Here is a 24,285-nt window from a genome sequence, read left to right as displayed (position 1 = left end):
AATAGGATTACAATTATTTAATACTAAATCAACAGCGATTTAATGACATTAAATTGGCAAAACGGAGTTAGGTATATTGCCGAAAACGAAAAAGTAAATCGGAGAAGGCTGCATGCCTTCTCCACAAAATAATAATTAAATAGCCTTTAACTGCCTATACTGCCTTAAAGTAGCCTGATTATTTCGTTTGATCCTATAAGGCAGCTTTTTCAGTTTTTCCTGCAATAACATATACGATTGAAAATCTGCATTGCCTTGTAATTTTTTCACCAGCTTTTCCAGTTGATCTTCAAACTTTACAATTTGCTTGTAGGCTTCATTATTATCTCGCAAATTGGGTAGAAACTCCCGTATGGTACTGTAAACCCAAACCTCAAATTTAGGATTTAGCCAGCCGGCAAATTTCAATGCCAGGATCTCGCACATCCATAAACCATCTATCTTATTTACAAATATCATCGATTCCAGATCGGTCTGACTATCGGCATAGCTTCGCTCTTCGTTTGCTTCATTAAAAGGTAAAGGCAAATTTTTCAGTTCTTCTATAAAATCTTTGGTTTGCTTCAACTTTAAAAACTCGGCCGGATTTTTTCCGAATATTTTGCCCATCTCCGTGGCATTTATCATCAAATCCTTATCGCTTATATCAAACTCAATAACCTGATTATTAAATTCAAACTCAAAAACTGCGTTTACCATATACCTGCTTAAATTAAAATACAAGTATACCAGTTGCAATTTAAAAACTATAAAAATTAGCATTCAAGTTTTAAACAATCATAAAAGACCACAAAAGTTAGCAGCTCAGATAAAAAACAGCCATCCCCCAAGGATAAAAAATAGGTTTGCCGATTGCGGATATAAAAACATTTATTAACTTTAAAATACAAAGTACTTTTTAAAAACCAAATGAAATTAAACAAAACATACGCCATCTTAACTTTACTACTTTTTATAATTGAAGTGTTTATCGGTGTATACCTACATGATGACCTTATCCGCCCTTTTGGCGGCGATCTTTTAGTGGTTATCCTTATTTATTGCTTTGTAAAAAGCGTGATCGATATCTCCTGGATTAAAGCTGCAATCGGTGCGTTGTTCTTTTCTTACATAGTTGAAATTTCCCAGTACTTTAACTTACTTAAGCACCTTGGTTTACAAAACTCAAAATTGGCTGCCATACTACTTGGGCAATCATTTTCATCGGGAGATATACTTTGTTATACTGTGGGCATATTTATAGTAATAATAGCCGAACTATTTTACAGGCAGGCCAAAAACAACTTATCAAAAGCTAACATTATATAGTATGGAACTTTTTGTGGATGAACATTCGATAGTGCGCAGGATTTGGGGCAAGGCAGATACCATCCTTTTTATTTTTGCAGGCGCGGCTGCCGAGTTTGCTTTAAACAAGGCGGTCGACTGGCTTTATTTTACAGGTAAGCTTCCGGCAGACCCTTTGGGCCGTCTATTCAGCACGGTGGCTTATTCCCGGCAGATTCTCTTTTCGGAGCGTGAAGCAGCTTTGAAGGCTATCGATAAAATAACTGCTATTCACAAAGGCGTTGAAACATCTCGCGGCTCCCAAATACCTGACTGGGCCTATCGTGATGTATTATTCTTACTCATAGATTTGTCAATCCGCTCGTATGAATTATTGGAAAAACCCTTAAGTGTAGCCGAAAAAACCGAAGTTTTTAACGTTTTTAAACAGGTTGGTGAACGGATGCATTTAACAGGTTTGCCTGCCGATTATCAGCAATACCTGCAAATGCGCGGGGAGCATCTTGAAACCGACCTCATCAATAGCGCTTTTACCATCGATTTGTATCATCAATACAGAAAACATCTCGGTTTGGTTCGTTATCAGATCCTGAAACAGGCGCAATTGCTTACTGTACCGGCACAAGTTAGCCAGCAACTACCGCTGGGCAAAACGGCCTGGCTTTGGCCAGTATTAAAAGTATATAAGGCTACAAAGAACCTTAAACCCGGGAAGTTTTTACGGGACGCCCTTCTCCCTGCACAATACAAAATCCAGATCCAGGGAATGGATCGACCTTATGCTTTTGGCTGACCCTAACCAGATCAAAGAGACCTGATCACCCGGCAGGGGTTCCCAACAGCCACTACATTTGCAGGAATATCTTTGGTAACCACGCTTCCGGCACCTATGGTGGTGTTATCGCCAATAGTAACACCCGGGCATACAATTACACCGCCACCCAGCCATACGTTATTGCCAATGGTGATGGGCGCGGCATATTCGGGGCCTTTTATCCGCTCCGCAGCTATGACGGGGTGATACGCTGTATAAAGCTGTACATTAGGCGCAAGGAAAACATTATCGCCAAAAGTAACACGGGCGCAATCCAGTATGATGCAGTTGAAATTCAGAAACAGGTTATCGCCGGCCGTGATATTAAAACCATAATCGCAGTAAAACGGCGACTGGATATCAATATTACCCTTAAAATTTCCCAGCAATTGTTTTAGCAGGGCAGTTTTGGTTTCCTTGTCGTCATAACTGGCAGCATTATATTGAGTAAACAGTTGTCGCGCTTTTGAACGGGCAGCTACAAGCTCAGCGTCGCCGGCGTTATAAAGCTCGCCGGATGTCATTTTTTCAAGTTCGGTCATAGGTAATTGATTTGCAGGTATATTGCAAATATAAAATCTTGCTGTTTAAACCGGCGATACATTAATCATTTTCAAATACCGCAATAATATAACAAACGGCGAATCAACGATATCGGCCACGGCAGTCACATTCATTTCAACTTTTTAAAACCCTTCCCCCTCTACTATGTTATATTATTAGTTAACTTTTCATAAATAAAAAGAAAAAATATGAAAAATCTAAGAATAGCAACAGCCGCTATCGCCCTGTCGTTAGCCGGTTCATTTGCATTAGCCAACGGCCACAAGTCTCAAAATAATGGCATTTCAATAGCGAAATACAACATGGCAACCGATACCGTGCCAGGTAAAAATAAAAAGAAACCAAAAACACCGGATCCAACCCCAAAACCAACAGATCCGGTGCCAAATCCAGCACCTACACCAACGCCTACAGATCCGAACCGTGTACCGATGCCAGTGCCAACACCGACACCTGCTCCTACACCAACGCCTACCCCAAGCCCATCACCAACACCTAATACACCAAACCCGGTGCCTCAGCCAAGCACACCTAATATGCCAACGCCGGCGCCAACCCCAAGCCCGACACCTAATCCGTCGAGCCCGACTACACCAAGTCCAACACCTAATCCATCAACCCCAACAAACCCCAATCATTATCAATAAGGAGATCAAAATAAAAAGCCCTGAAGCATAAATACTTCAGGGCTTTTTATTTTATTATTTGATATCTTATTGAGCGCTTTGACCAAACGTATAAGGTAAATTAGTGAACGTTCCACTTGCAATCTGAGACGTTTCAATAGATTCAATAGAACCATCCTGATTATAATTCACTTTCTTAGTGGTCATGCTATATGTACCTGTTATCAAGTTTTTGGTTGGATCAATAGCGGTAATTATAATAGATCCAGATCCCGATTCAACAACACCAACCTGGTCATATTCCACCCCACCTGCCGAAGTAAAATAAGCCATCTGTACCCTTTTGGTAGCATCAACCTTATAAGTGGCGAGTGGAAAAGTGTTAACATTGGTAGCAGTTGCATCACTTAATGTAATGGTCCATTTTACTCTTTTCAGGTCGGCAGTACCTACCACATTAAATGATTTTGTTTTAGCCTCAGTATCATAAGTTATCGTAGCGGTAACATCATCCGGAATCCACGATGTACCGTTTATAGTAGCAGCAAGTATTTGGTCGGAAGTAGTAGAAGCAGAAGTAACAACGTCCTTTTTACAGCCCTGGAATATTATAGCTGATAAAACGAACAGCATTAATAGTTGGATTTTCCTCATATATAAATTTTATGCAAATAACGATGTTTAGGAAGTAATAATCACAACCGAAATTACTTTTTTCACATATTTTAACATTCGCCAATGCGGCGGCTTTCAATAGTTAAGCCCCAATTATAATACAAATCATTTTATTTAACCATATTAGGCCGAAATTTTTAAACATGATCAACGTAAACGAATATTTTGAAGGTGCCGTGAAATCACTGGCATATACTACCCCTCAGGGTCGCTCAACCATCGGCGTTATTGAACCCGGCGAATATGAATTTGGCACATCAAGCCATGAAACCATGACCGTAATTGAAGGCAGCCTTGAAGCCCAACTCCCTGGCCAAAACCAATGGCAAACTTTTATAGGCGGACAAACATTTGAAATTGAAGCCAACACCTCCTTTAAAGTAAAAACAGAAGTACAGAGCTCTTATTTGTGTACTTATAGGTAGGTTGTGGCGTATGGTTCATAGATCATAGTTCATAGTTGATGCTCATTGTTAACTAAAGGTAATTACTCCACAATAGAGCTTATAAGGAAAACTTATCCAATTGATATTCAGACTTACGAAGCTTTCAAACTTCGTAAGTCTTTTAGTAACTAAAATTCCATTAATTCCTTAATTCTATAAATTCAGGTTCAGACAATTAAACCATTCCTTTATTTACCTTGCAAAATGTGATGTGTACCTTCGGCACAAAAAATTCTTCGAGCATATTTCACAAGGCTTTTGCATCTCAATTGCTTTCTGCCGTTTATTCCTCAATTAATCCAACCCTCAACCATCATTAGTGAACCGCTAACTACGAACCGATCTCCCAATTCCTACTAATCATATAGAAAAACACCACAAAATTTAATTTGGTTATAGCTAAAAAGTCAGCTTTAATAAATGTATTGCACAAGTTTGGTATAACTTTATATTGATTCTAAATAATTTTTTTTGTACTTTCATTTTGTACATCATAATATTTATCTCTTTTTGTTGAGATAATGTTAAATAATTATGATTTAAATAATTGATTTTTTAGAAATCTTTAAAAATTACCGTAAATTTTATAATTTATTTGAGTTTTGGTAACTTCGTGGTTACACCCCTTATAAATATTATAAACGGTTTAATTTAAACAATGGATCAAACTGATAGCCACCAGGGTCTTTACAGACCGGAATTTGAACACGATTCGTGCGGAACGGGATTTATAGCCAATATAAACGGTCATAAAACCAACGAAATCATCGATAACGCGTTGACCATGCTTGAAAACATGGAGCACCGTGGTGCGTGCGGATGCGACCCCGAAAGCGGGGACGGAGCGGGTATATTGATACAATTACCCCATGAGTTTTTAATGGAAGAATGCTCAAACCTTGAGATCAGCCTGCCGGAACCCGGCGAGTATGGTGTAGGTATGATTTTCTTACCCAAGGATTCGGCCCAGAAAAAGGCCTGCCGTACCATTATTAACAATGCAATTGAAAAATTAGGCTTGCAAAAACTGGGCGAGCGTAAACTTGTAGTTGATTCGTCGGTTATTGGCGAAACAGCCCGTCAGGCCGAGCCCGATGTTGAGCAAATTTATATTGCCCGTCCGCATCATATTACCAATGCCGATGATTTTGAGCGTAAGTTATTTGTGCTCAGAAGGTATATCAACAAAACCATTACCGAAACCGTAGCCGGTGCTTCTGAAAATTTCTATTTTACATCATTAAGCTGTAAAACAATTATTTACAAAGGCCAGCTTACTACTTACCAGCTACGTAAATACTATTCAGATCTTTCTGATCCGCGTATTGCATCTGGCTTTGCCATGATCCACTCGCGTTTTTCAACCAATACATTCCCATCATGGAAACTGGCTCAGCCATTCCGCTTAATTGCGCATAACGGCGAGATCAACACCTTAACAGGTAACTTAAACTGGTTTTACGCCGGCTTAAAATCTTACGCTTCATCATACTTCACTGCCGAAGAGATGGAGATGTTATTACCGGTGATTGATAACAACCAGTCTGACTCTGCTTGTTTGGATAATATTATTGAAGTGCTATTGCATTCAGGCCGTTCATTACCACACGTAATGATGATGCTGGTACCTGAAGCGTGGGATGGCAACGAAGCAATGGATCCGCTTAAAAAGGCATTCTATGAGTTCCACGCTACCTTGATGGAGCCATGGGATGGCCCTGCAGCAATTACCTTTACCGATGGTAAACTGGTAGGCGCGTTGCTTGACCGCAATGGCTTACGTCCGCTGCGTTTTGTGGTAACCAATGATGGCCGTGTTATCGCTGCTTCTGAAGCAGGTACTTTAACTATCGACGAAAGCACCGTTTTACGTAAAGGCCGTTTACAGCCAGGTAAAATGCTATTGATCGATACCGAAAAAGGCCGCATCATCACCGATGAGGAGATCAAGAAACAGGTTGCATCACAGCAACCTTACGGCCGCTGGCTTGAAAATTATAAAATTAACCTGAGCGAGCTTTCTGAACCACGTTTGGCTTTCGCTAACCTATCTGAAGCTTCTGTGTACCGTTACCAGCAGGTATTTGGTTACAGCCGCGAGGATATCGACACCATCATTAAGCCAATGGCGCTTGATGGAAAAGAACCTGTAGGTTCAATGGGTACCGACGTACCATTGGCTATCCTTTCGGACAAGCCCCAGCACCTGTCAAGCTACTTCAAACAATTCTTTGCGCAGGTAACCAACCCGCCGATTGACCCAATCCGCGAGCGTTTGGTAATGAGCCTTGCTACCTTCATTGGTAACAATGGCAACCTGCTTGATGAGGATAAAATGCATTGCCATTGCGTGGTATTAAAACACCCGATATTGAAAAACCACCAGTTAGAAAAACTGCGTAGTATTGATACCGGTCTGTTCCACGCTAAAACACTGCAAACATACTTTAAAGCTGATGGCCTGCCTGGTTCATTGGAAAAAGGTATTGCCCGCCTTTGCCGCTACGCCGAAGATGCCGTTGATGACGGCTTCGAGGTATTGATCCTTTCAGATCGCGCGGTTGACTCTGAGCATGCCCCTATCCCTACCCTATTGGCTGTTTCAGCCGTCCACCACCACCTGATCCGCAAAGGTCGCCGTGGTGCTGTAGGCCTGGTTGTTGAAACCGGCGATGCATGGGAGGTACACCACTTTGCCTGCTTACTGGCCTTTGGTGCTACTGCCATCAACCCGTACCTGGCGCTTTCAACCATTGAAACACTTAAGGACAATGGGAGCCTTGAAACCACCTACGATATCAAAAAACTGCGTAATAACTACGTTAAATCTATTAACGATGGCTTGTTGAAGATCTTCTCAAAAATGGGTATCTCAACACTGCAGTCATACCACGGCGCTCAGGTATTCGAGATCCTTGGTTTGAACAAAACCGTTGTTGACAAATACTTCCACGGTGCAGTAACCCGTATAGGCGGTTTAGGCCTTGACGAAATTGCCCGCGAAGCACTTTGCAAACACAAAATGGGCTTTGAAGCTAAAGGTGCTGATAACCTGTTGCCAGAGGGTGGTATTTACCAATGGAAACGTCGTGGTGAAGCCCACTTGTTTAACCCAACCACTGTTCACTTGTTGCAGCATGCAACACGCAGCAACAGCTACGAGGTATATAAAAACTATGCTAAGGTAGTTAATGAGCAAACTGAAAAGCATTTCACCATCCGTGGCCTGCTTGACTTCGCGCACCACCGCGAATCAATCAGCATTGATGAGGTTGAACCTGCTGAAAGCATCATGAAGCGTTTTGCTACAGGCGCCATGTCATTCGGCTCTATCTCCCACGAAGCGCACAGCACTATGGCTATTGCCATGAACCGCATTGGTGGTAAAAGCAATACTGGTGAAGGTGGCGAGGACGAAATGCGTTATGACAAATTGCCAAACGGCGATTCATTACGTTCGGCTATTAAACAAGTAGCATCAGGTCGTTTCGGGGTAACTTCAAACTACCTTACCAACGCCGACGAGTTACAGATAAAAATGGCGCAGGGCGCTAAACCAGGCGAAGGCGGTCAGCTGCCAGGCCACAAGGTTGACGACTGGATCGCTAAAACCCGTCACTCTACTCCGGGTGTAGGTTTGATCTCGCCTCCGCCGCACCACGATATTTACTCTATCGAAGATTTGGCACAACTTATCTTCGACCTTAAAAATGCCAACCGTGCTGCCCGTATCAACGTTAAGTTGGTATCAAAAGCAGGCGTAGGTACTATTGCTGCCGGTGTTGCCAAAGCACACGCCGATGTGATCCTGATTGCCGGCTATGACGGCGGTACCGGAGCATCGCCAATAAGCTCTATCAAACATGCGGGCTTACCATGGGAGCTTGGTTTAACCGAAGCACACCAAACATTGGTACGCAACAAACTCCGCAGCCGTGTGGTATTACAAACAGATGGTCAGTTGAAAACCGGTCGCGATTTGGCTATCGCAGCCCTGATGGGTGCCGAAGAATGGGGTGTAGCTACAGCTGCCCTTGTTGCAGGCGGTTGTATCATGATGCGTAAATGCCACCTGAATACCTGCCCTGTAGGTGTTGCCACACAAGATCCTGAATTACGTAAGCTATTCTCGGGCAAACCTGAGCATATCGTTAACCTGTTCCGCTTTATGGCTGAGGAGTTACGCGAGATCATGGCCGAGCTTGGTTTCCGTACCATTCATGAAATGGTTGGCCGCGTACAGTTCCTGAAAGTAAAAGATAACCTGCAAAGCTGGAAAGCCAAAAAGATTGATCTTAGCGGTATCCTGCACCCGGTTACCAACACCAAAGGCATGACCTTGTACAACAGCGAATCACAGGATCATGGCATGGCCAATATCCTTGATTGGAAACTGGTTGAAGCTGCTAAACCTGCTTTGGAAGATAAAACACCGGTATTTGCATCTTTCGATGTAATTAACGTTGACCGTACAATCGGTACCATGTTATCAAACGAAATCTCGAAAGTTTATGGTTCGGCAGGTTTACCTGACAATACTGTTAACTTCAAATTCAAAGGTTCGGCAGGTCAAAGCTTTGCTGCTTTCACTACTAAAGGCGTTTCTTTTGAGTTGGAAGGCGAAGCTAATGACTACGTAGGTAAAGGCCTTTCGGGCGCACAGATAGCCGTATATCCGGCAGCTAATGCAACCTTTGTTCCTGAAGACAACATCATCATCGGTAACGTAGCCCTTTACGGTGCTACATCGGGCGAGTTGTTTGTAGGCGGTATGGCCGGCGAACGTTTCGCGGTACGTAACTCAGGTGCTACCACAGTTGTTGAAGGTATTGGCGACCATGGTTGCGAGTACATGACCGGTGGCCGTGCACTCATCCTCGGTAATACAGGCCGCAACTTTGCGGCTGGTATGAGCGGTGGTATAGCATGGGTTTATAATCCTGAAGGTACTTTTGCAGAAAACTGTAATACCGAAATGGTTGACCTTGACCCGCTAACCGCGCAGGATGAAGAGCAGATCCTTACACTGTTGCGTAAACACATCTCTTTAACAGGCAGTAAGCTTGCACAAAAGATCCTGAACAACTGGAACGAAGCATCAACCCAGTTCGTGAAAGTGTATCCAAGAGAGTATAAAAAAGTATTAGAGAAATCACAATATCAAACTATAGGCTAAGAAATGGGAAAACCTACAGGATTTCAGGAGTTTAATCGCGAACTTCCATCAAAAGTTCCGGCTACTGAACGCGTTAAGAACTATAACGAATTTGTTAATTTATACACCGAAGAGAAGCTTAACCAGCAATCGGCAAGGTGTATGAATTGCGGTATCCCTTTCTGCCATTCGGGATGCCCTCTGGGTAACATCATCCCTGAGTTTAACGATGCAGTGTATCGTAAAAACTGGGAAGAAGCTTACCACATATTATCATCAACTAATAACTTCCCTGAGTTTACAGGCCGTATCTGCCCTGCTCCGTGCGAATCTGCATGTGTGTTAGGCATCAACAAGCCGCCTGTTGCTATCGAGGAAATTGAGCGCCATATCATTGAGATCGCTTACGAGAAAAACCTGGTAAAACCAACTGCTCCGCTTGTTAAAACAGGTAAAAAAGTAGCGGTTGTAGGTTCAGGTCCGGCAGGCCTTGCAGCTGCAGCCCAGCTGGTGAAAGTTGGTCACGCCGTTACCGTTTACGAACGTGACGACCGTGCAGGCGGTTTATTACGCTACGGTATCCCTGACTTTAAATTGGAGAAATGGGTAGTTGAGCGCCGCGTTGAAGTAATGGAAAAAGACGGCGTTGTATTTAAATACAATAGCGAAGTTGGTGTAAACGTAGCTGCCGACGAACTGGTACGTAACAACGATGCCGTAATTTTAGCAGGCGGCTCAACCATTCCACGTAACCTGAATATTCCGGGCCGCGAGCTAAAAGGGATCCATTTTGCGATGGATTTCCTGAAACAGCAAAACAAGCGCGTAAGCAATATTGATGTTACTGTTGAAGAGATCATAGCAACTGGTAAAGATGTTGTAGTAATTGGCGGTGGCGACACCGGATCTGATTGTGTGGGTACTTCAAACCGTCAGGGTGCAGCATCTATCAAGCAGTTTGAGGTGATGTTTCAGCCACCGGCCCAGCGTACACAACACATGCCATGGCCAACTTACCCAATGGTACTGAAAACTACCAGCTCACACGAGGAAGGTGCCGACCGTTTCTGGGGTGTTAATACCTTAGAGTTTTTAGGTGACGAAGAAGGCAATCTACGTGCATTGAGAGTAGTTGACGTTGAATGGGAACAGGACTTCATGGGCCGCCCGGTAAAATTCCATGTAGTTGAAGGCTCTGAGCGTGAAATCCCTTGTCAACGGGTATTCCTGGCAATGGGCTTTTTACACCCGCAGCATGATACCTTCATCAGTCAGCTTGGTGTTGAAATTGATGACCGTAAAAATGTTAAAGCCAAAGAAGGTGTTTACCGTACCAACGTGAGCAAAGTGTTTACAGCAGGCGATATGCGCCGCGGACAATCACTGGTGGTTTGGGCTATATCTGAGGGCCGCGAAGCAGCCCGCAAGGTTGACGAGTTTTTAATGGGACACTCTTTACTGGAAAGCAAAGATGCCGTTAACCAGTTTGACCAGGTGTTTTAATGCCAAAGTCTGGAGGTTGGCAATAAGCGATTAGCTGGCCTGCCTCCTTATCATATTGTTTTAATTATAAAGCCGGGCTTTTGCCCGGCTTTATTGTTTAGCTTCTATTTTAAATAGCACCCTGCTATTGTAGATACTACTTCTCCAGATACTCTTTAAGCGAGATACCGGTGATATGTGTCCAACCGGCAACAAAGTTTTCTTTTTTGAAGGCGTCTAACGGAGGGAAAGTTTCGAGCCCGCGGTGGGTGAGCACTAATTTTGTACCCTCACCTTCAGGGGAAAGTTCCCAGGTAACTTCCGAATCACCTTCGTAGCCATCGTATCGCCAGGTATAGGCTATGGTTTTGCCTTCAACAACTTTGGTTACACGGCAAAGGTGAAGATATTCCTTAATACCGTCACCGCCGATAAACTGAAACTCAAAACCTACTTCAGGTTTAAATTCTGCCAGGTCAAAATACCACTCTTTCATTTTTTCCTTAACGGTAATTGCCTCCCATACTTTTTGTATAGGTGCCGCATAAATCCTTTCAATAACAAATGGTTGTGTGCTCATAATTTATTGTTTTTTTGGTTATCTGTATTTTGTTCATTGGTTAAAAAAACGTCAAGGGCGTCCAGTTTCTGAGTCCAAAACTGGCGATATTGTTCGGCCCAGTCGGTAACTTGTTTTAGCTGTTTCAGGTCGGCCTGGCAGTAGCGCTCCCTCCCCTGCTGCTTAATAACAAGCAAACCGCATTCAGTTAATATTTTGATGTGTTTAGATACAGCCGGCCTGCTGATATCGAAATTATCGGCAACGGCATTAAGGTTCATTTGCCGGTAAGCAATCAAATTAATGATCTCGCGCCGGGTAGGATCGGCAATCGCCTGGAAAACGTCTCTTCGCATAATGAGCAAGCGGCCATATGAAACCGTTCGGTTACAAATTTAAATGAAACCTTTTGGTTACACAATAGTTTTCTCATCTTTTTAGCGATACAGAGAATACCTTATTGATAATCTGCATTTTAAACCATTACATTTTAATATTTCATCTCGTTATAAAGGTATCAGCACCTATGCAATAGGTAATTTTACGTAGTGAAAATTGGGTGATAACACCTATTTCTCCGTTTTGTTTTTTGCTATATTTTTATCGCACCTGAACATTTAATGTAAATAACACAATGGCAGTACGTATAGTATGTATAAAAACAGATACCAAACCACATCGTAACCCTTATGTGGCCATAGATTCGCTTGAGTGGATTAATGAAAGGATCAACGTAAAGGGCCTTACCGAACGGGCAAAACTTTACGACTGGATAAAAAATGAAGACGGCGACGCTTATATCATAGATAGCAACGGCAATAAAACCAGCCTGATTCCGGCAGTTTGCCCCGATGGTAACAAATATGTTAAAACGGTTACCGACGAATCAGAACCCGACTACCTATTGGGCCTGCCCGAATGTGCCTGAAAGCCTGTTACCAGTTTTTGAAGGGATTTACGCTTAAAAAGGAGTTATAATATCGCTTATCACCGGTTACTTCGATAGTTACCCAGGGAGGCAGTTCAAATTTTTCATCCTCGCTATCAAGTTCGATCTCGGCCATGAGCAGGCCCTGATTATCGCCTAAAAACTCATCAACTTCCCAAAGCTTACCAGCGTAGTTGATGTTAAAGCGATATTTCTCTAATTCAGAAACTGCAAAATTATCCAGCAATTGCACGCCGTCTGCCGCCGGGATGATATATTCAAACTCGCTGCGGCTAAAACCGGCCGAGCTTCCTTTTATAGTGATATACCCCTCAGCATCAGTAACTCGGATCCGGATAGTTTTCTTTTCATCGCTAAAAATATAGCCCTGCCTGAAATGCATAGGTTCGGGCTTTGCTACTTGCTGCCATTTTTCGTGATCTACCAAAAACTTACGTTCTATTTCAATTGCCATCAGATTGTTTTTTCAGTCTGCAATTTTAGCATAATTTAACATTTAGGAGTAGTTAGATATTGTATATTTATATTATATCAAACCTATATGCTTACCGCTAAACCTATTACAAAACTAACCTGCATTGTATTGACTTTGTTTTGCCTTGGCTGTAAACACCGCAACATTGTTAAGCACAACGGCGAAAAGGACCTAATCTCGTTCAAACCAGTCTTTGGTATCAGCTATACCGAAATAGCCCGGCGCACTCAAAACGGGCTTTCATTCAATAGCTTTGGCTACCAGTTAGAGCCGCAATGGAAAATGCAATTTGTTTCCAATGATTCAACCAGCATTTATAGTCCAACAAAAAAGCAGTTCATTAACTTCCCGCTTACACGTGGTTACGACTCCATTTTTAATACAGCCCGTACCTGGCTCAAGGTTAAAACCATGACAAAAGACAGCATGATCATCGAGTTACTTAACGCCTACGCAGACTCAGTTGATACCCGGGGTGCCAAAGTTTACATGATCTTTTATGCAGATAATTATATCAAAAATATACTTCGTGGTGATATAAGCCTATGCAAAAGTCCCAGCCGGAGAGATAGCGTGTATATACAGCGGCTGACCAATGCAGCTGATAAAGACTTTGAAAAAGGCTTTGCAGCCACGCAACCAGTTGAACTTAGAAGCAAAAGCTCGTCAGTTACTATCAGCAAACGCCATACAGAGCCAACCATGCTCAATAACTTCGATACTTCTTATGATTACATGAACCCCGAATTTGACATTACTGTCAATAATGCCTACTCAAATTTCTATTATTCATTTTCCATATTTGTTGATCCCATCGGACAAATGCATTACGGTAAACCGCTAACTGTATTTTTGGAAGAGAGCCGCCGAATTAGTTATACTCATCTGTCAAAAGCCGTCATGGAGAGTTATCTTAAATATTACCTTAATTTGATCCCCGGTAAAACGCTTGGCATAACACACACAAGTGAGATAGCTGTTCATGTTACCGGGAGGGTCGGATCTGAAAAGCTTCAAAAAAGTTCATTACTATCATCGTTGCCCTAATTTCCCTGCTTTTTTTAACCGTTTATTGAATTATCTATATCTTTAGCGGCAATGCTACTCATCAATCTGAAAACGTTAAAAACAGCAGCATTCGGGCTGCTCATCATATTATCTGCATTTACTTTTGGCTGCGGTGGCAACCAACCGGGGCAAAAGAAAAGAGAACTTATTTCTTTCAAACCCTACAACGGCATCAATTATTCCGAAGTATCAAGGCGTCAGCGCAACGGGCTTTCATTTAACGAATACGGTTACCAGTTAGAGCCGCAGTGGAAACTGAAATTTGTTTCAGACGATTCTGTGAGCATTTTCAGTCCTACTAAAAACGCGTTTATCAATTTCCCGCTTACCCGAGGGTACGATTCTATCTTTAATGCAGCCCGTTCATGGTTAAAAATAAGGCAGATCAACAAGGACAGTATAACCATGGAGATCCTGATCCAAAAAGGTGATTCTCTTGACGTTAAAGGTACCAAAGTGTTCATGCGATTTTTTGCTGATAACTATGTAAAAAACGTTTTGCACACCGATACAACTACACTTAGAAAGCCAAGCCGTGCCGATACTTTATTTATCCGCACACTGGCTGCAAAAGCGACGGCCGATTACACCAAGGCCTTTTCAGCGAGGCAACCGGCCGAACTAACCAGTAAAAGTCCCCTGGTTACAGTTTCGCGCCGCACTACTAAACCCGATATCCTCAACAATTTCGATAACTCTGACGATTACCTCGATCCCAATTATGATATCGTGATCAAAAATGCCTATAAGGATTTCTATTTTTCCTTCACCATGTATATTGATGATAAAGGCAATTTGTATTACGGCGCTCCCCTTGTTGGGTTTAACGGCGACCAGGAAAGAGAGGCTGACTACATCCACACATCCAAGGCTGTTATGGAAAGCTACTTTAAGTTTTATCTTAACGTAAAACCGGGCACAACCTTAGGAATAATTCACTCCAGTATGGTTTCAATACATGTTGAAGGCAAAGCTAAAAACCACACTAAGTAACAATTGTGCTATTTTGTATAGGCATATAGGTTTTAGCGTTTAACTTTCGCCAATGGGTTATAAAAACACATTTGTAAAAAAGTGTTAAATAAACCGGAGCCAAAAATGCAATACGGCTAAATGTTTATATTAGCCCCTGTTACTCCTTTAACTTATATTGATGATCATACGTCGATTTTTACTCCTATTATGCCTGTTAACTGCCTTTGGCGCATCTGTTTTTGCCCAGCAGGATAGCATCCCACTAACTACCATAATCGAAAAAACAAGCAAGTTTAGCAGCAACTACCCTATCGAAAAGGTTTATCTGCATACCGATAAACCTTACTATGCTGTTGGCGATACCGTTTGGTTTAAAGCCTATGTAACTATTGAAAAGCACCAGCCTTCGGCGCTGAGCCGTATCGTATATGTCGATCTGATCAACAACCGGGATTCGGTAGTTGAAAGTCAGCGTATCGCGGTTAATAATGGTTTTGCAAGCGGTAACATTGTGCTCAATGGCGATACTTATAAGCAGGGGGCCTATCGTCTGCGCAGCTACACCAACTGGATGCGTAATTTTGACCCTGATTATTTTTACGACCACACTTTCAACGTTGGTAACGCCATAGATAACCAGGTACGTACCAACATCTCGTATAAAAGTTCAACAAAAAGAACAGGCGTAAAGGTTGACGCAACCATTCTTTATAAAGGATCAGATAATACGCCTTATGCCAACAAAAAGGTAAGCTGGCAACTGATGAAAAATGGCGACCCGGTAAGCAAAGGCCGTGGCACTACCGATGATAAAGGCGTATTATTGGTAGACCTGCCCGAAAGCCAGGCCGACGTGATTACCGGCGGTATCCTGGTTACCTCTATTGATGTCGGCGACCGTAAAACCATCAACAGCAGCTTTTCTATGCGTACAGCAGTTAAGAGTTATGATGTGCAGTTTTTCCCGGAGGGTGGTCAGTTAACCAACGGTATCCGTACTAAAGTTGCCTTTAAGGCCATTGCCTCAAGCGGTTTAGGTGTTGATATTAAAGGAAATATAGTTGACGATAAAGGCACAGAAATTGCACAGATCAGCAGCGCACACTTAGGTATGGGCGTATTTGCCTTAACCCCTGACATCGAAAGATCATACAAAGCCAACATCACTTTTCCTGACGGCTCGCAGGCAAGTTATAATCTGCCACGCGTACAATCTATGGGGATAAACGTTGCGGTATACAGCAACGATCCGGCTAACTTAACTGTGAAAATATCGGCGAACGACCTGTTTTTTCAGCGTAAACAAAACAAAAGCTTTTACCTGGTAGCACAAAGCGGAGGCGTTATTTATTATGCCGCGCAAACAGTGTTGCAAAGCACAGTTTATTCGGCTAATATCCCTAAAAGTAAGTTCCCTACAGGTATTGTGCAGGTAACGCTGTTTTCTTCTGGCGGATACGCTTTATGCGAGCGAATAGTATTTATTCAACATAACGACCAGATGAACCTGGCCCTGAAAACAGATAAACCTTCGTACAGTACCAGAGGTAATGTAAAAATCACTGTATCAGCAAAAAACAATACCACACCGGTTGAAGGCAGTTTTTCGGTAGCGGTTGTTGACGATGGCACTGTACCATCAAATGAAGACGCGGAATCGACCATATTAAGTAATATGCTGCTCACTTCCGATCTGAAAGGCTATATCGAAAAGCCAAATTACTACTTCAACAAACCAGATGACGAAAAACTGGCTAACCTTGATATTTTAATGCTCACCCAAGGTTACCGCCGTTTTGATTATGAAGATATTTTGGCTGATAAAAACCCTCCTATTTACCTGATGCCGGAGCAAGGCATTGATGTAACGGGAACCTTAAGGACCAATACCGGCCTGCCGGTTGCAAAGGGAAGTCTACGTTTGTTGATCCCGGATAAAAACTTCTCAGCAGAAACGATAACCGACATGTCGGGCAATTTCAAATTCTCAAACATTAATGTGCCCGATACTTCAAAAATTACCCTTAGCGCGCGTAATAATCCCAACGGGCGCAACATGGTAGTATCTGTTAATGGCGAGGCTTATCAAAAGCTAAGCAAAAACAATAACATCCCGGAAGAGATCCTGAACATTGACAGTACCTTCCGTCCTTATCTGCAAAACAGCTATAAACAATATCAAAGCTCACGTACCATCAAAGAGATTGTGGTAAAATCGACCAAAATTGTAAAAAAAGCAAGCCATGCTGATTACGGTACGTTTGCCGGTTTAGCAATGCAGGCCGATCACGAGGTATCAGCACAACAATTACAGGGATGTCCTTTATTGCTGAACTGTTTATCAACCATGGCAATGGGCCTTACTTATATCGACAACAACTTTTATATCACCCGCGATTATAATTCAGGCAGCAGGACACCGGTGCAGGTATACGTAGGTAGCTTACCTGTTGACGCCAACTTTTTATCAAGCATGGCATCAAGCGAAGTAGAGTCTGTTGAGATCTTTTTAAATGACGGTGTAAGTGGTATTAACCGTACAACCCAAACCAAAGGTGTAATGGTGATTAACAAAAAGGTTGTTAAAAAAGAAAAGATCACGCTTGCTCAACTACAGGAGTTGATCCCGAAACAGAATGTGATCACTTTTGCAGTACAGGGTTATACCAAAGCCAAAGAATTTTACTCGCCTAAATATGATGTTACCAAACAAGGCACACTTGGCGGCGATTTACGCAATACCATTTACTGGAAACCAAACGTGATTACCGATAAAGCAACCGGTACCGCCACTATCAATTTCTTCAACAGCGATCAGCGTGGCTCATACCGTGCCATAATTGAAGGCATTGATGCTGAAGGCAATATAGGTCGCAGCGTGATACATTACAACGTTAAATAGTACATCGCAAATTTCATAAACAGATTTCCAAAAGCCCTGGTTGTTGAAAGCAACCAGGGCTTTTCATTTAGTATATATGCGAAAGTTTTGACAATGCAAAGCTTTGGCTTTCAGCGTTCCGCTTTTAGTTTCTAATAGTTTATATTAGTACAACCAATTAACTTAAATTATCTGATCATGAATTTTCAACTTATCAACTGGCTGGCCGTTTTGGTTGCAGCATTATCCGCATTTTTAGTTGGCGGGATCTGGTATTCCCCTGCCCTGTTTGCCAATGCCTGGATGGCCGATAACAAACTAACCACCGCCGAGCTTCAGGCATCCAACAAAGTCCGGGCATTTGGCTTTACGGCCTTTTTCTCCATTATAATGGCAGTAAACCTTGCCATGTTTTTAGCCGATGCAAAAACCGATCTGGCCTGGGGAACCGCGGCCGGTTTTCTTGCCGGTATCTGGACATTTTGCGCTATAGCCATTCACAGTTTGTTTGAGCTTAAAAGCTGGCGGTTAATATTCATAAACGGCGGTTATAGCGTAGTATCATTAACCCTCATGGGATTGATATTAGGTGCCTGGAGATAACGGCCAGATATAAATGAAATGACATTTGTGTTATACATTCCATGAACAATACCGGTGTTTTTTAGTTGAACTTTACAGTAGTAAACCAAAACACATTACCATGGCAAGCACAACAAGTTCATTTGAAAAAACATTCACCATTGGTGGCGACATTACTATCAATCGTTTGGGTTACGGCGCAATGCGCATTACCGGACCGGGCATTTGGGGACCGCCTAAAGACAAGGAAGAAAGCATCCGTGTATTAAAGCGTGCTGTTGAGCTGGGTGTTAATTTTATTGACACAGCCGACAGCTATGGGCCAAACGTATCGGAAGAATTAATTGCCGAAGCGCTGCACCCATACCCTGCCGACTTGTTAATAGGCACCAAAGGCGGCTTGCTGCGTACCGGACCTAATGAATGGCCTGTAGATTCATCGCCCGAGCATTTAAAAGAAGCCCTGCAAGGCAGCTTGAAACGCCTGAAAGTTGACCGTATCGATTTATACCAATTACACCGTATTGATCCTAAAGTACCTGCCGAAAAATCATTTGAGTTTTTACAAAAAGCGCAGCAAGACGGAAAAATCAGGCACATAGGCTTATCAGAAGTAAGCGTTGCGGATATTAAACTTGCACAGCAATTTTTTGAAGTCGTATCTATCCAAAATATGTACAGCGTTGATAACCGTAAATGGGAGGCAGAACTGGAGTATACCCACGATCATAACATCGCATTTATCCCCTGGTTCCCGCTTGGTGGCGGCAATGTACAGGGCGAAGCGATATTAAACCGGATTGCTGCCAAACATGGCGCTACCCTGCATCAGATTGCTTTGAGCTGGCTGTTGCACCATTCACCCAATATTTTGCTGATCCCGGGCACCTCGAGCGTTAAGCATTTGGAAGAAAACATGAAGACCGCCGATATTCAGTTATCTGAAGATGATATAGACATATTGAACACCTTGGCCGACGCATAATATAAACGCTTGAAGAATGAAAAATTAAAAGGATGTCAGTAATTTGGCATCCTTTTAATTTTTGAAATAAATATCAAAAGGTGTCATTACCTATGAATATCGAATGAGAAGCAAAGAAGAAATACTAAATAGTTACAATACCACCGGCACAGATGGATTACCCGAAATATCTGCCGGAGACCTGCTTAATGCTATGGAAGCTTATAAACAGGAATGGGCCGAAGCAGCTTTTGCAGCAGCACGACAGCAGGATGCTTCAGGTAATTATACATTCAACAATTACGCCGAATTTATCGCCAATATAGAAAAAGACACAAAACCGGTGGATGAATTTGGTATAACCCTGGCCGCCGTAGCCGATAGCATTGTTACCAACTTTTTGCCTGATGATGAATCGGTAACCGAATTTGACTTTAACTTCACCATGCAGGGAAAGGACTACACCGCTTTTTACACCAAAGATACTCAGGGATACTGGAAGATGAGCCGCTGGACAGAGCAGTAGCATTTAAAGATATGTCATTGCGAGCGAAGCGTGGCAATCGCACGGAAGCAAATTCGCTCTGTATAGCATGCGATTGCTTCGTCGTTCCTCCTCGCAATGACATTTATTGGGACCTACAAATCCGCCACTTTAAACGGCTTTACATCAACGCTTTCCCAAACCCGTTGTGTAATATACGGATCGTTCTGCTTCCAGGCCTCCAGCTCTTCCAATGATTCAAACTGTACTATCATAGTTGAGCCCACCATTTTCCCTTCTTCATTAAGCATGGCCCCGGCCACAATTAAGTTACCACTTGCTTTAAGTGCTTTCGCGCCATCAACGTGATGCGGACGAGCGGCCATGCGGCGGTCAAATGCTTCAGCATCTGTATAATCATATGCGGTTACAAGGTATTGTTTCATATGTACTTTTTAACTGGTTAAACAGGTTTTATCAAGGCCGAATATCTGCAAAACTATCCCATTAAAATAAATTAAAAATTAAATATAATTTATAACTGTAAACTTGACAATTTTTACAATATTTGTTTTCCGAAAAACCAACCTGAATAATGAAGAATAATTTGCACCAGGAATTTATTAAGATCTTTAACAAAGAAGCAGACAACGCGTACTTTTCGCCGGGCCGTGTAAACCTTATTGGCGAACATATTGATTATAACGGCGGTTTGGTTATGCCATGCGCTATTACTTTTGGCACTTATTTGCTAACCTCGCCTAATGAGGACGGTATTTTCCGCTTCAGAAGTTTAAATTTCAGTGAACAACAAGATATTCCACTGCAACTTCATTATGAAAAAACCGGCGAAAACTGGTTTAACTTCCCTATCGGTGTAATTAACCGTTTTGTTAAGGACGGACACCCGCTAAAAGGCCTGGATATGCTATTTTATGGCGATATTCCAATCGGTTCCGGATTGTCATCATCAGCCTCTATCGAGGTGGTGACTTCTTATGCTTTAAACGATCTGTTTAACAGCGGCTATGATAAGCTTGACCTGGTAAAACTCTCTAAAGATGTAGAAAACAACTTTATTGGTGTTAACTGCGGTATTATGGACCAGTTTGCTGTTGCCTTCGGTGAAAAAAATAAAGCCCTGATGCTTAACTGCGATACCCTGGATTACCAGGCGGTTGATAGTAACCTCGGCGATTATGTTTTGGCCATTATCAATACCAATAAGCCACGTAAACTGGCCGAATCAAAATACAACGAACGCGTACAAGAGTGCCAGGCAGCCCTGATGGCCCTGCAACAACAGCTGGATATCAAATACCTTTGCGAGATCAATAGCGCCACTTTTGAGCAATATAAACACCTGATCACCGATCCGGTTGTATTAAAACGTGCCAAACACGTAATTGAAGAAAACGACCGCGTAAAATTGGCTGCGACAGCCCTTGCCGCCAATGATGTAGCCGAATTTGGCAAGCTAATGTACTCTTCTCATGATTCTCTGCGCGACTTATACGAAGTAAGCGGTGTTGAATTAGATACTGTTGCCGAATACAGCAAAACCAATCCTGACGTGGCCGGTGCACGTATGACAGGTGCAGGTTTTGGCGGTTGCGCCATCGCCCTGGTAAAAGGCGATGCTTTTGATAAATTCAGCAAAGAAGTAACCGAATATTATACGCAGAAAATAGGCTACGCCCCATCTGTTTACAGCTCGCTAATTGGCGATGGCGTAGGCGAACTGGTTTCGGAACTTAACTAAACGCTTTTTTAGTATTTTTGCCATTGGTTCATAGTTAATAGATCATGGTTCATGGCCTGTTATTAAACACAGGTTGGCTATGAACTATAATCTATGAACCATGGACTAAAAAAATATGCGCAAATTAAAATTAGATGAGCTGAACCGGGCTACGGTTGATGAATTTAAAGCACAGGATAAATTACCAGTTGCCGTAGTATTGGATAACGTGCGCAGCATGCACAATATCGGCTCCATCTTCCGTACATCTGACGGTTTTGCTGTAGAGCAGATCTGCCTTTGCGGTATCACCGCTCAACCTCCCCACCGCGAAATTGAAAAAACCGCTCTCGGCGCAACCCAATCTGTCAACTGGACCTACTACGAAACCCCCTTACAAGCCGTTGAACAATTACGTAGAGATGGTTACAAGATCATAGCTATTGAACAGGCCGAAAACAGCACCATGCTTCACGAATTTCAACCGGCTGAAGATGGCAAATACGCCCTTATTTTCGGCAACGAGGTAAACGGCGTAAGTGATGAGGTAATGCAGGTCATCGACGGATGTATCGAGATCCCCCAGTTTGGCACCAAGCATTCTTTTAACATCGTAGTATCGGCAGGTATTGTACTTTGGGACTTTTTCGCCAAGATGGCGATATAGATAACAATTCGCTCTCCCCCGTCATTGCGAGGCACGAAGCAATCCCAAACTATACAGGGCGGACCTCCTGCAAATCGGGGATTGCTTCGTGCCTCGCAATGACGTTGTAAACCATAAAAAGAGGTTACTTCTTCAACACATAAAACGACATTTCCTTTCTCGTTACAAAACCGAGCTTTTCGTATACTTTAATCGCTCTTTCATTTTCAGATTTAACATGCAGAAAAGGGATTTCAGAAGCTGCTTTAATCCGCTTAGCCTGGTTCATCAATAGCTTCCCCGCATAACCGCGACCGAGGTAATCTGGATGGGTACAAACAGCGCTGATCTCGGCATAAGGTGTGGGATTTAACCGCTGACCGGCCATCGCTACTAACTTATCCCCATCAAAAATGCCATGGTAGTGTCCAAACTCTATTGTTCTTTCAATAAAAGGACCTGGGTTTGTTAGCTGCGTAAGTTCAATCATTTGCGGCACATGCTGTTCTGTAAGTGGTAACAGGCCTTTATCGGAAAAATCCGCGGGTATTTCTCCTTCAAAAACCATCTGAAGACATTTCAGATAGTTTACTATCGTCCACTGCTCGGGGATTACAATATCATGAGGGGCAATAAAAATAAAATAGCTTTCAAAAGGGATAGTACCGTAAAGGGTATTAAAATTTTCGGCAGATACTTCAGGTATTCCAACAAAGGGAGAGATCTCCTTAGGGAAATATTTAGCTATATCGTTTCCGCCTGCAAGCAATCTGTTACCCGTGTTAAGCGCGCTCCAGGCGGGATTATCAAGTACATGTTCCATTAGGGCAAAGCTATTAAAAATACCCTGCTACAGGGTTTAGGCCTGTCATTCAATTTTAATTTAATGCTTACATTAGCTTTATCCATTACTAAAAGCTTATTATGAACGCCCTCGCTAAAAAATTCCTGATCAAACCAAATTCACGCTGGCTGATCCAAAACGCGCCCGCTGGTTACCTGGATAGCCTTAATACCCTACCCGATAATGCCAATCTTGTTTTTAGTGCCGAGGGCGAATTTAATGGCATCCAGCTATTTGTAAAAAACAGCGAAGAGCTAATATCTGAGCTTAAAGTAATAACTCCATTGCTAAAAGCCGACACGGTTTTCTGGATCATTTATCCCAAAAAAAATTCGGGGATCCAAACCGATCTGGAAATGATGAGCAGTTGGGATGCTCCCGCTCAATATGGACTTAGGCCAGTAGCCTCAGCGGCTGTTAACGAAGTGTGGACGGCATTACGCTTTCGCCCTGTTGAAGCTGTAAAGGTTTCTGAAGGGCGTAATGAAGCCGTTCGCAATAACGAGCACAGCGCTTATATTGATGTAGACAATAAAATTGTTACCCTGCCTGATTATGTACAGGAAACGTTAGAACAACATCCAGGCGTACTTGATTACTTTCAATCGCTCGCTTATAGTCACAAAAAAGAATATGTGCTCTGGATCCTGACTGCTAAACAGGAGAAAACCCGGCAGGACCGTTTAGTGAAGATGGTGGATATGCTGCAGAATAAAAAGAAAAATCCTTCGGATAAATAGAAATACTTAGCAGATCATAACATAAATCGCCCAGCACTTTCAGCAAATACAGGGCGATTTTATGTTTTACTTTTATTTACCAGCCTGAGCCTTTTTTAGCGTTACCATTTTTGATATGCTCTTCGGCAGTAGCTTTACCCATAATGGCAGCCATCTTGTTACCTGCACTGTCAGTTCCTGTCGCAATGTATCTACCCGATTTTACATCGATAACTGGATTGATCATCGGTACATTTTTAGTCTTTGTTTTCACTGAATAAGCGGTAATACCACTTCCTTTTTCTGTTGCCATGATAAGTTTCTTTTGTTTTTTAATGTTAACCCCATT

25 protein-coding genes are annotated in these 24,285 nt (G+C 42.5%); 16 read left to right on the top strand and 9 right to left on the bottom strand.

The genetic code is table 11. The annotated features are described in order from the left end of the window. Window positions 1-135 precede the first annotated feature (135 nt). Window positions 136-699 carry a KilA-N domain-containing protein gene (locus tag EAH55_RS12190; RefSeq protein WP_162996843.1) on the bottom strand — a complete coding sequence of 188 codons (564 nt, stop codon included), beginning with the start codon at window positions 697-699 and terminating at the stop codon, window positions 136-138. A 210-nt stretch (window positions 700-909) separates the two neighbouring features. On the opposite strand from EAH55_RS12190, the gene EAH55_RS12180 reads away from it, so the two are divergent. Together EAH55_RS12180 and EAH55_RS12175 are read left to right on the top strand one after the other, a co-directional pair. Beyond that, entirely contained in the window at window positions 910-1,308 is a 399-nt protein-coding gene (locus EAH55_RS12180) for a ribosomal maturation YjgA family protein (protein WP_121809836.1), read from the top strand. Window position 1,309: 1 nt separating this feature from the next. Then, window positions 1,310-2,080: an oxygenase MpaB family protein gene (locus EAH55_RS12175; RefSeq protein WP_121809835.1), complete on the top strand. Its 771-nt coding sequence runs from the start codon at window positions 1,310-1,312 to the stop codon at window positions 2,078-2,080. An 11-nt stretch (window positions 2,081-2,091) separates the two neighbouring features. Here EAH55_RS12175 and EAH55_RS12170 read toward each other — a convergent pair whose 3' ends face one another. After that, window positions 2,092-2,643 (bottom strand): sugar O-acetyltransferase, encoded by a 552-nt coding sequence (locus tag EAH55_RS12170; RefSeq protein ID WP_121809834.1) that lies wholly within the window; start codon window positions 2,641-2,643, stop codon window positions 2,092-2,094. 210 nt (window positions 2,644-2,853) lie between these two features. Between EAH55_RS12170 and EAH55_RS30860 the strand changes: the two genes are divergently transcribed. Continuing rightward, window positions 2,854-3,312: a hypothetical protein gene (locus EAH55_RS30860; RefSeq protein WP_162996842.1), complete on the top strand. Its 459-nt coding sequence runs from the start codon at window positions 2,854-2,856 to the stop codon at window positions 3,310-3,312. Window positions 3,313-3,378: 66 nt separating this feature from the next. On the opposite strand, the gene EAH55_RS12160 is transcribed toward EAH55_RS30860, so the two are convergent. Continuing rightward, window positions 3,379-3,945 (bottom strand): DUF6252 family protein, encoded by a 567-nt coding sequence (locus EAH55_RS12160; RefSeq protein ID WP_162996841.1) that lies wholly within the window; start codon window positions 3,943-3,945, stop codon window positions 3,379-3,381. 164 nt (window positions 3,946-4,109) lie between these two features. Here EAH55_RS12160 and ppnP point away from each other — a divergent pair, with 164 nt between their 5' ends. The 3 genes from ppnP (at window position 4,110) to EAH55_RS12145 (ending at window position 11,070) form a co-directional block, all read left to right on the top strand. After that, window positions 4,110-4,391 carry a pyrimidine/purine nucleoside phosphorylase gene (gene ppnP, locus EAH55_RS12155; protein ID WP_121809832.1) on the top strand — a complete coding sequence of 94 codons (282 nt, stop codon included), beginning with the start codon at window positions 4,110-4,112 and terminating at the stop codon, window positions 4,389-4,391. Window positions 4,392-5,070: 679 nt separating this feature from the next. Then, window positions 5,071-9,588, top strand: a complete 4,518-nt coding sequence (gene gltB / locus EAH55_RS12150; protein ID WP_121809831.1) for a glutamate synthase large subunit — start codon at window positions 5,071-5,073, stop codon at window positions 9,586-9,588. Window positions 9,589-9,591: 3 nt separating this feature from the next. Next, window positions 9,592-11,070: a glutamate synthase subunit beta gene (locus tag EAH55_RS12145; RefSeq protein WP_121809830.1), complete on the top strand. Its 1,479-nt coding sequence runs from the start codon at window positions 9,592-9,594 to the stop codon at window positions 11,068-11,070. A gap of 136 nt (window positions 11,071-11,206) precedes the next feature. On the opposite strand, the gene EAH55_RS12140 is transcribed toward EAH55_RS12145, so the two are convergent. Further along, a complete protein-coding gene (locus EAH55_RS12140; RefSeq protein ID WP_121809829.1) occupies window positions 11,207-11,629 on the bottom strand; it encodes an SRPBCC family protein in 423 nt (140 codons plus the stop codon). Next, window positions 11,626-11,964: an ArsR/SmtB family transcription factor gene (locus EAH55_RS12135; protein WP_121809828.1), complete on the bottom strand. Its 339-nt coding sequence runs from the start codon at window positions 11,962-11,964 to the stop codon at window positions 11,626-11,628. Before EAH55_RS12135 ends, EAH55_RS12140 begins: the two co-directional genes overlap by 4 nt. Window positions 11,965-12,242: 278 nt before the next feature. Between EAH55_RS12135 and EAH55_RS12130 the strand changes: the two genes are divergently transcribed. Continuing rightward, a complete protein-coding gene (locus EAH55_RS12130) occupies window positions 12,243-12,536 on the top strand; it encodes a DUF3892 domain-containing protein (RefSeq protein WP_121809827.1) in 294 nt (97 codons plus the stop codon). 7 nt (window positions 12,537-12,543) lie between these two features. On the opposite strand, the gene EAH55_RS12125 is transcribed toward EAH55_RS12130, so the two are convergent. Then, window positions 12,544-13,011, bottom strand: a complete 468-nt coding sequence (locus EAH55_RS12125; RefSeq protein ID WP_121809826.1) for a CYTH domain-containing protein — start codon at window positions 13,009-13,011, stop codon at window positions 12,544-12,546. A gap of 87 nt (window positions 13,012-13,098) precedes the next feature. Between EAH55_RS12125 and EAH55_RS12120 the strand changes: the two genes are divergently transcribed. The 6 genes from EAH55_RS12120 to EAH55_RS12095 all read left to right on the top strand — a co-directional run bounded on the left by EAH55_RS12120 (window position 13,099) and on the right by EAH55_RS12095 (window position 20,028). Further along, entirely contained in the window at window positions 13,099-14,079 is a 981-nt protein-coding gene (locus EAH55_RS12120; protein WP_121809825.1) for a hypothetical protein, read from the top strand. Between the two features lie 51 nt (window positions 14,080-14,130). After that, window positions 14,131-15,093, top strand: a complete 963-nt coding sequence (locus tag EAH55_RS12115) for a hypothetical protein (protein ID WP_121809824.1) — start codon at window positions 14,131-14,133, stop codon at window positions 15,091-15,093. Between the two features lie 160 nt (window positions 15,094-15,253). After that, window positions 15,254-17,977, top strand: coding sequence for a carboxypeptidase regulatory-like domain-containing protein (locus tag EAH55_RS12110; protein WP_121809823.1), 2,724 nt, complete (start codon window positions 15,254-15,256; stop codon window positions 17,975-17,977). 177 nt (window positions 17,978-18,154) lie between these two features. Beyond that, window positions 18,155-18,559: a DUF1761 domain-containing protein gene (locus tag EAH55_RS12105; RefSeq protein WP_121809822.1), complete on the top strand. Its 405-nt coding sequence runs from the start codon at window positions 18,155-18,157 to the stop codon at window positions 18,557-18,559. A 100-nt stretch (window positions 18,560-18,659) separates the two neighbouring features. Next, window positions 18,660-19,523, top strand: coding sequence for an aldo/keto reductase (locus tag EAH55_RS12100; RefSeq protein WP_121809821.1), 864 nt, complete (start codon window positions 18,660-18,662; stop codon window positions 19,521-19,523). A 103-nt stretch (window positions 19,524-19,626) separates the two neighbouring features. Beyond that, complete coding sequence (locus EAH55_RS12095) at window positions 19,627-20,028, top strand: hypothetical protein (protein WP_121809820.1); 402 nt, start codon at window positions 19,627-19,629, stop codon at window positions 20,026-20,028. Between the two features lie 113 nt (window positions 20,029-20,141). On the opposite strand, the gene EAH55_RS12090 is transcribed toward EAH55_RS12095, so the two are convergent. Further along, a complete protein-coding gene (locus EAH55_RS12090) occupies window positions 20,142-20,432 on the bottom strand; it encodes a YciI family protein (protein WP_112574323.1) in 291 nt (96 codons plus the stop codon). 149 nt (window positions 20,433-20,581) lie between these two features. Here EAH55_RS12090 and EAH55_RS12085 point away from each other — a divergent pair, with 149 nt between their 5' ends. Further along, on the top strand, window positions 20,582-21,748 hold the full coding sequence (locus EAH55_RS12085) for a galactokinase (protein WP_121809819.1): 1,167 nt from the start codon (window positions 20,582-20,584) through the stop codon (window positions 21,746-21,748). 115 nt (window positions 21,749-21,863) lie between these two features. Then, window positions 21,864-22,394: an RNA methyltransferase gene (locus EAH55_RS12080; RefSeq protein ID WP_121809818.1), complete on the top strand. Its 531-nt coding sequence runs from the start codon at window positions 21,864-21,866 to the stop codon at window positions 22,392-22,394. A 124-nt stretch (window positions 22,395-22,518) separates the two neighbouring features. Here EAH55_RS12080 and EAH55_RS12075 read toward each other — a convergent pair whose 3' ends face one another. Continuing rightward, window positions 22,519-23,196 (bottom strand): GNAT family N-acetyltransferase, encoded by a 678-nt coding sequence (locus EAH55_RS12075; RefSeq protein WP_121809817.1) that lies wholly within the window; start codon window positions 23,194-23,196, stop codon window positions 22,519-22,521. 101 nt (window positions 23,197-23,297) lie between these two features. Between EAH55_RS12075 and EAH55_RS12070 the strand changes: the two genes are divergently transcribed. After that, complete coding sequence (locus EAH55_RS12070) at window positions 23,298-23,957, top strand: YdeI/OmpD-associated family protein (protein WP_121809816.1); 660 nt, start codon at window positions 23,298-23,300, stop codon at window positions 23,955-23,957. Between the two features lie 76 nt (window positions 23,958-24,033). Here EAH55_RS12070 and EAH55_RS12065 read toward each other — a convergent pair whose 3' ends face one another. Continuing rightward, window positions 24,034-24,249 (bottom strand): hypothetical protein, encoded by a 216-nt coding sequence (locus EAH55_RS12065; RefSeq protein ID WP_112574318.1) that lies wholly within the window; start codon window positions 24,247-24,249, stop codon window positions 24,034-24,036. Window positions 24,250-24,285: the final 36 nt, after the last annotated feature.

Origin of the sequence: Mucilaginibacter kameinonensis (assembly GCF_003675385.1) — a bacterium.
Classification (GTDB): domain Bacteria; phylum Bacteroidota; class Bacteroidia; order Sphingobacteriales; family Sphingobacteriaceae; genus Mucilaginibacter; species Mucilaginibacter kameinonensis.
The sequence above is the reverse complement of the archived record's forward strand: the minus strand, read 5'-3'. Positions and strand labels throughout refer to the sequence as shown.